The 7,797-nt window shown below is 64.4% G+C and carries 6 protein-coding genes; 5 read left to right on the top strand and 1 reads right to left on the bottom strand.

Annotated elements, in window-relative coordinates; all coding sequences use genetic code 11:
• Window positions 1-326 precede the first annotated feature (326 nt).
• Window positions 327-1,760: a CCA tRNA nucleotidyltransferase gene (locus tag JF66_RS11295; protein ID WP_035877968.1), complete on the bottom strand. Its 1,434-nt coding sequence runs from the start codon at window positions 1,758-1,760 to the stop codon at window positions 327-329.
• A 93-nt stretch (window positions 1,761-1,853) separates the two neighbouring features.
• On the opposite strand from JF66_RS11295, the gene JF66_RS11300 reads away from it, so the two are divergent.
• From JF66_RS11300 to JF66_RS11320, 5 genes are all read left to right on the top strand, one after another.
• Entirely contained in the window at window positions 1,854-4,103 is a 2,250-nt protein-coding gene (locus JF66_RS11300) for a DUF6049 family protein (RefSeq protein WP_035877969.1), read from the top strand.
• Entirely contained in the window at window positions 4,096-5,721 is a 1,626-nt protein-coding gene (murJ, locus tag JF66_RS11305) for a murein biosynthesis integral membrane protein MurJ (RefSeq protein WP_035877971.1), read from the top strand. Before JF66_RS11300 ends, murJ begins: the two co-directional genes overlap by 8 nt.
• A gap of 164 nt (window positions 5,722-5,885) precedes the next feature.
• Entirely contained in the window at window positions 5,886-6,860 is a 975-nt protein-coding gene (gene trxB, locus JF66_RS11310; RefSeq protein ID WP_035877977.1) for a thioredoxin-disulfide reductase, read from the top strand.
• Window positions 6,861-6,870: 10 nt separating this feature from the next.
• Complete coding sequence (gene trxA, locus JF66_RS11315; protein ID WP_035877973.1) at window positions 6,871-7,194, top strand: thioredoxin; 324 nt, start codon at window positions 6,871-6,873, stop codon at window positions 7,192-7,194.
• A gap of 124 nt (window positions 7,195-7,318) precedes the next feature.
• Window positions 7,319-7,797: aminotransferase class I/II-fold pyridoxal phosphate-dependent enzyme (locus JF66_RS11320; RefSeq protein ID WP_035877975.1), on the top strand; the 479-nt coding region annotated here is incomplete at its 3' end.

Consider the following 7,797-nt stretch of genomic DNA (forward strand, 5'->3'; position numbering starts at 1 on the left):
ATTACCATAAGTTCGTACTGATGCATGACTAACCCACCTCCTTCGGACTAAACGGCTGCAGAATTTCTACAGCAGGAGGGTTGTGCATGTGTTAAACGTGGAGGCCGGGAATCCGGCGCACAGACAACCTGCCTAGACTACCGGACGCCGCGTCATTTCACCACATCGGATGCGGCGCCCTCCGCGCCGGGACCGTTACGAAGAGTGTGTCACCGTCCAGCCAGACACGTTCAGCCGCGAGGAAACGTGTGCGGAGCATCCGCTCTGCCTGTGCTGTGGAGGAGCCGCACATGCTGAGTTCCGACAGGGATACCCAGGTATGGGGATTAGTGCGCGCGGGCTGCCCACCACGCCTGAAGTCGCCGAGTGGCGTCCTCCACGCCGATGGGCCCGTCGTCGAGGCGCTGTTCGAGCAGGTATCGGTAGGCCTCACCCACCTCGGGGCCCGGTTTCACACCGAGAATGGCCATGATCTGCTCGCCGTCCAGGTCGGGACGCACGGCATCCATCTCTTCACGCTCGGCGAGGTCGGCAATACGCGCCTCAAGGTCGTCGTAAGCGAAACCCAGGCGGTCGGCCTTGCGGCGATTACGTGTGGTGACGTCGGCACGGGTGAGGATATGCAGCCGCTCCAATTGGTCGCCGGCGTCACGAACGTAGCGGCGCACCGCGGAGTCGGTCCAGGCGCCCTCGGTATAGCCGAAGAACCTCAGGTGTAGTTCGACCAGACGCGCCACGGCATTGATGGTGTCGTTGTCGAAGCGCAGCGCGCGCAGCCTCTTCTTGGCCAGTTTGGAGCCAACCACATCGTGGTGGTAGAAACTGACGACCCCGCCGGGCTCAAGTTTGCGCGTGGCCGGCTTTCCGATGTCGTGCAGCAGAGCGGCGAGGCGAACGACCAGGTCGCCCGCGGGATCCAGGTTGCCCCGGCTCTTTTCGTATCCGATCGCCTGTTCCAGCACTGTCAGCGTGTGTTGATAAACGTCTTTGTGGTGGTGGTGCTCGTCGACTTCGAGCTGAAGGCCCGGAACCTCGGGCAACACAATCTGGGCGAGACCCGACTGCATCAGCACCTCGATGCCGGCACGGGGGTTGTCGGCCAGGAGGAGTTTGGAGATTTCCTCCCCCACCCGCTCCGCCGAGATGATGCGGATGCTCTCGCACATCTCCTCCATGGCGAACTCGGTGTCCGAGTCGAGGGCAAAGCCCAGCTGGGCCGTGAATCGTGCCGCGCGCAGCATCCGCAGCGGATCGTCGCCGAAAGACACCTCGGGTGAGGCAGGAGTGCGCAGGACTCCGGCCAGCAGGTCGTCGATTCCCCCCGACGGATCAACCAGGGTCACCGCCGGCAGGCGCAGGGCGAGCGAGTTCACCGTAAAGTCCCGCCGCATCAAGTCGTCGTCGAGGCTGGTGCCGAAGACCACGTCGGGCTTGCGAGTGGCGCCGTCATAGCTGTCCGCGCGGTACGTCGTGATTTCCACGGTCTCGCCGTCCATAACCGCACCGATGGTGCCGAACGCCCGCCCAATATCCCACTGGGCGTCAGAAATCGGCTTGACCAACTTCAGGATCTGGTCGGGTGTGGCATCCGTTGTGAAATCGAGGTCATGAATGGGACGGTCGAGGAAGGCGTCGCGCACCGGACCGCCGACAAGGGCAAGCTCATGGCCGGCAGCGGCAAACGTGTTCGCCAAACGGGAGATTGTGGGGGACGCAGCCAGATCGCCCAGGCGCTCGAGGGCTGCCGCGACACTCTGCATATGCTCCATATTATCGGGTGAGATCCCGCGAACGAACCGCGTGCCCGCGTGGACGCAGCGTACTTACGGGGCGCACGCCGTAGAATCCGATACATGATGGCCGAGTTTGTACCTGCGCGCCGGCCCGCGCCCCCGGCGAACCGGAGCACGTCCGCCCGCCGCCCGGCCGGGCGCTGGCGACTCGCGGCATCCGTTGCCGTGGTCGCGATGCTCGGTTTTTTCGGCACCCCCGCAGTGGCGGCCACCACCACTCCGCAGGCAGCGGCCGCCGTCACGAGCGGTGAGGTGACGGTCTCCGTCACGCCGACGGCATCCGCCTCCCTGCGCCCGGACGAAGCGCTGGTCCTCACGGTCACAATAGAAAACGGCACCGACGCCACCGTCCCGGTGGGCACGGTGGACATCGCCCTCGCGCAGCGCGCCCTGACCACACGAAGCGCACTCGAAAGCTGGCTGCGACCGTCATCGAACTCGAACGGCGGGGATGTGCTGCTGACGACCGCCACCCCCTCGGACATCGCCGCTGGCGAGACCCTCACTGTGCCCGTCACTGTTCCGGCCGCTGAAGTCGGGCTGACGGCACGCAATGCATGGGGCGCACGCGGCATCGCGGCCAGGCTCACGGCCGACGACGTGACGGTGGAGGGCCGCGGCACATTCGTCTGGGACCTCGGCGAAGACATGACGCCGGTAAACGTCGCCACCGCGCTTCCTCTCACCACGCCGGCGAGTCCGTCGGGTGTGATCTCCTCCGACGACCTGGCCGGCTACACGGCCCCGTCCGGGTTGCTCTCCCGCCAACTCGACGCGGTCACAAATCGCCCCGTCGCTATCGCCATCGATCCGATGATCATCGCCTCGATCCGGCTGCTCGGAAACGCGGCACCCGCCAGTGCCGTGCAGTGGCTCGATCGGCTCGCGGGGGCAACCAACGATATATTCCCGCTCGGGTATGCAGATGCGGATGCGTCACTGGAGGCCCAGGCTGGAGCCGCCACGCTGCTCGCCCCCCTGTCCTTTGAGCACCTGCTCGACCCGGCGAGGTTTGCCGCACCGACAGAAACCGCATCGCCAACGGCCACGGTTGCCCCGATCGACGCCTCAGCAGAACCCACCACCAATGCACCCTTCGACGGCACCCTGCCCACAACGGCGGAGCTCCTCGACTGGAATTACACAACGACCGACATCGCTTGGCCGGGGTCAGGTCACGTGGCGCGGGCCGATCTCAAGACATTTGCCGCGAATGGCCTCACGACCACGATCCTTTCGGGCGGGAACGTTCGACAAAAGACGTCCGTGACACCGAACAGTCTCATCACGTACTCCGACGGACGAGCCCTGGTTACCGACGACGCTCTCAGTGCCGCCATCAGCCGCGCCGCGCAGGCGACAACGGATGCCCAGTGGCGCACGAACGTTGCCGAAGCCCAGTCCCTTTTGGCCATCGTGTCGGCGGAGGACCCCCGTGAGCCCCGCACTCTGCTGGCCGCGTTCGATCGCAACGTCGCGCAATCAGCCACTCGCATCGGTCAGACCCTCGATGCCGTGGCTGGTGTCGCCTGGGAGACCCCAGCCACCCTCGCGCAGGCAATCGCTGCGCCGGTCGCGACGACGGTCGATTTTCGGTCGCAGGCTCAACCAGAAGCGGACGTGACCCTGGCCCGTCAGCTCCTGCAAAGGGAGGCGGAAGTAACGGCGTTCTCGGCCTCGGTCGGCAATCCCCTGCTCGTCACCGCTCCGCAGCGTCTCGACGTGCTCGCCCTTCTGAACACCGCATGGGCGCAGAAACCTGCACGGTGGGCGGAACAGGTGACCGCGAGTCTGGCGGGGGCCACAAAGGTTCTTACTTCCGTCACCGTGACCACCCGCGGCCCCATCAACGTCGCTGCGGACAGAGTCGACATCCCCATCACTCTCCGCAACGAATTGAGCCAGCCGGTCACCGTGCGCGTACAGGTGGTTCCGTCCAATGGCCGCCTGCTCGTGGAAAGCGACATCGACGCCACCATCGATGCCAACTCTGCCCAGACCATCACCGTTCCCGTTACCGCTGCCGTCGGAAACGGCGAGGTTGCCCTGCGGGTGACCATGTACTCCCCGGCCGGTGTCGTCATCGGCCAACCGGCCGTGATCGCCGTCAACGTGCACGCCGACTGGGAGGGCATCGGAGCGTGGGTCCTTGCCTCCGTTGCCTTCCTGTTTTTCGGATTCGGGATTTGGCGCAATATCCTGCGCCGCCGCAAGGAGCGCACCATCCGTGAAGACGAGAGGGAGTCGAGCATGAGCCCGAACCCCGTGAACAGCGTGACCGGCCTGCCGGTCGCCGCAACGAATGACTGACACGGCCACGACCGGGGGGATCGGACGCGCGAGCGCCTTCCTCGCGTCCGGGACGATCGTGTCCCGAATCCTCGGTTTCGTGAAGCTCATCGTGCTTGCCGGAATCATCGGCCAGTACGGCGCCACCGCAGACGCTTTCGCGATCGCCAACCAGCTGCCCAACACGATCTATGTGATTGTTGCCGGCGGCATCCTCACTGCGGTTCTCGTGCCGCAAATCGTGCGCGCCAGCCTGCATACCGACGGCGGAACCGCGTATATCAACAAGCTGCTGACCCTCGCACTCATCGTTCTCGCGGCCACGACGCTCGCCGCAACCCTGCTCGCGCCCGTCATCACCGGCTTCATCGGCCTGAACCTGCCCGAGGACCAGAAGGCCCTCGCCGTGGCTTTTGCCTACTGGTGCCTGCCGCAAATGTTCTTCTACGGCCTCTATACGCTGCTGGGCGAAGTATTGAACGCCCGCAAGTCCTTTGGGCCGTTCACCTGGGTTCCCGTGCTCAACAATGTCGTGGCGATCGCCGGGCTGCTCGTCTTCGCCGTGATTTTCGGTTCCGATCCTTCGGGTGACCGCACGGCCTCCCAGATCACCGAAGCGATGGTCGCCGTTCTCGCCGGCAGCGCCACCCTCGGCGTTGTCGCCCAGGCCCTCGTGTTGTTCTACTTTTGGCACCGAATCGGTCTGCGTTATCGGCCCGACTTCCGCTTTCGCGGCGTGGGACTCGGCGCCGCTGGCAAGATGGCGAGCTGGACCTTCGGCATGCTCGTGCTCACGACCATCGCCGGCATCATCGAAACGCAGGTCGTCACGCTTGCTCACGGCAAGGCATCCGTCGCCGTGTTGTCCACGGCCTGGCTCATCTTCATGCTGCCTCACTCGGTGATCACCGTCTCGGTGGCCACGGCCTACTTCACGCGCATGAGCGAACATGCCGCCCTGGGTAAGTGGGCGCTGGTGAGAACGGATGCCTCAAGCGCGATTCGGGGCACGGCCCTGCTGATCGTGCTCGCGAGCGCCGTCATCGCGATCTGCGCCTACCCCTTCGCGGCCGTGTTTGTGAGTCCTTTCGACCAGGTGCAGGGCATCGGCAACGTCATCATCGCCTTCATCCTGGGCCTCGTGCCGTTCTGTATTCTGTTCGTCCTGCAGCGCACGTTTTATTCTCTCGGCGACACCCGCACTCCATTCTTCTTCACGCTGTTCCAGGTCGCCATCCTCATCGTCGGCGTCCTGGGCTGCGCCTTCCTGCCCACCGACTGGATCGCGGTCGGTATCGCCGCTGTCATCACGTTCTCGGGAATCCTGCAGACGGGGCTTGCCGCGGTGCTGCTCCGCAAGCGGCTCGACGGAATCGACGGGCGACGCATTCTGCGGAGCCTCGTGACTTACCTCACGGCGGCCGTCGTCCCGGTGATTCTTGGCGTGGTGCTGCTCGTTCTGCTGGGCGGCACCGTGGAAGACGGATTTGCGCTCTCGGGCCGGTTGACGGCCATCCTCTCGATGGCCATCATCGGCCTCGTCATGTGCGCCGCCTACTTCGGCATGTTGCTCGTCATGCGCAGCGCAGAGCTCAGTGCCTTCCTCACGCCCGTACTGGCCCGGTTCAGCCGCCGGTGACTGCCGCGGCGCGTCCGTGACAGAGGCCAGCCTGTGCGCGCGCTGTGCACCTGGGGAGCAAATGGGGGGTAGGAATACGAGCCGATTAGGATGTGTTGTATCGGGCAGTAGCTGAATAAGGCCGGATGTTTCCCAAATTTTTACGTCGATTGCTAGGAGTGCGCGTGCGCCAGATCATCATCATCGGTTCAGGTCCGGCCGGTTACACGGCTGCCATTTATGCCGCCCGTGCCAACCTGAAGCCGTTGCTCATCGCCAGTTCGGTTGAGGCCGGCGGCGAATTGATGAACACGACCGACGTCGAGAACTTCCCCGGCTTCCCCGACGGCGTCCAGGGCCCCGACCTCATGACGAAGATGCAGGAACAAGCCGAGCGCTTCGGTACCGAGGTCGTCTACGACGACGTCGAGAGCCTCGACCTCACTGGTGCCATCAAAAGCGTCACGCTGGGCAATGGCGAGACACACGAGGCACTCTCGGTGATCTTCGCGACCGGATCCGCCTACCGCAAGCTCGGGTTGCCCGACGAGGAGCGCCTGTCCGGCCGCGGCGTTTCGTGGTGTGCCACCTGCGACGGCTTCTTCTTCAAGGGCAAGACGATCGCGGTCATCGGCGGCGGAGACTCCGCCATGGAGGAGGCCACCTTCCTCACGCGTTTCGCTGAGAAGGTTTATGTCATCCACCGTAAGAGCGAGCTGCGCGCATCCAAAATCATGCAGGAACGAGCGTTCTCCAACGACAAGATCGAGTTCGTCTGGAACTCCGAGGTCGTCGGCATTGCCGGCGCGGAGGCCGTAGACGGTCTCCAGCTGCGTGACACGATCACCGGGGCGGAGAGTTCCCTTCCAGTGGGCGGTGTGTTCATCGCCATCGGCAATGACCCGCGTACGCACCTCGTGCACGGTCAGCTGGACCTGACCCCCGAGGGGACCATCGCTGTCGCCGGACGGTCGTCCAAGACCAGCCAGACCGGTGTCTTCGCCGCCGGCGACGTGATCGACTCCAGCTACCGTCAGGCCATCACGGCTGCCGGTTCCGGCTGTGCCGCAGCGCTCGACGCGGAGCACTACCTCAGCACCCTCCCCGACGACTTGCTGGCCTCGGCTGGCGAACCTGAACTCGCACCAATTACCAATTAAGGAGAAACACATGACTGCACGCGCCGTAACAGAGGCAAACTTCGATCAGGAAGTCATCAACAACGAGAAGACCGTTCTGGTGGACTTCTGGGCTGAGTGGTGTGGCCCCTGCCGCGCCGTCAGCCCGATCCTCGACCAGATCGCGTCCGAGCACGCGGACAAGCTCGACATCGTCAAGCTGAACGTCGACGATCACCCGGCCCTGGCCGCCAAGTACCAGATCACCTCCATCCCCGCGATGAAGGTCTTCCAGAAGGGCGAGGTCGTCAAGACCGTCATCGGCGCCAAGCCGAAGCCTGCCCTCGAAGCCGACCTGGCCGCCTACCTCGCGTAGCCGACGGTTCGATTAGGAGAACCCGCCCGGCTCACGCCGGGCGGGTTTTTTCGTGATTTCAGGGGTGTTCCCGCGGTACCGCTCGTACCCCATACGATTAAGACCTCACCAGAACGGAAGTGACGTGACTAAAAAGGGCTCCCTCCAGGCCGGTAACAACCTCGACCCGTGGTATCACCACTACGCCGAACGAGCCGCGGGGCTCAAGGCCTCTGAGGTGCGTGCTCTCTTCGCCGTGGCCAGTCGGCCCGAGGTCGTCTCCCTCGCCGGAGGAATGCCGTACGTGGCCGCCCTCCCCAACGATCTCGTCACGAATGCGATGTCCAAGGTGATGGCCGAGCAGGGCGCTGTCGCGCTGCAATATGGCTCTGGTCAGGGAGTTCCCGTACTCCGGGAGCAGATCCTTGATGTGATGGCACTCGAGGGAATTCGCGCCAATGCCGACGATGTCGTCGTCACGACCGGTTCGCAGCACGCCCTAGAACTCGTGAGCAAGCTGTTTCTCAACCCCGGTGACGTCGTGCTGTCCGAGGGTCCCAGCTACGTCACCGCCATGGTCATCTTCCGTTCGTACCAGGCTGATGTCGACCACGTGCCGATGGA

The sequence above is a fragment of the Cryobacterium sp. MLB-32 genome (assembly GCF_000738085.1).
Lineage (GTDB): Bacteria > Actinomycetota > Actinomycetes > Actinomycetales > Microbacteriaceae > Cryobacterium.

Coding starts and splice junctions, on each gene's coding strand:
- JF66_RS11295 (WP_035877968.1), bottom strand. CDS start 1,760: ATGCAGAGTGTCGCGGCAGCCCTCGAGCGCCTGGGCGATCTGGCTGCG.
- JF66_RS11300 (WP_035877969.1), top strand. CDS start 1,854: ATGATGGCCGAGTTTGTACCTGCGCGCCGGCCCGCGCCCCCGGCGAAC.
- murJ (WP_035877971.1), top strand. CDS start 4,096: ATGACTGACACGGCCACGACCGGGGGGATCGGACGCGCGAGCGCCTTC.
- trxA (WP_035877973.1), top strand. CDS start 6,871: ATGACTGCACGCGCCGTAACAGAGGCAAACTTCGATCAGGAAGTCATC.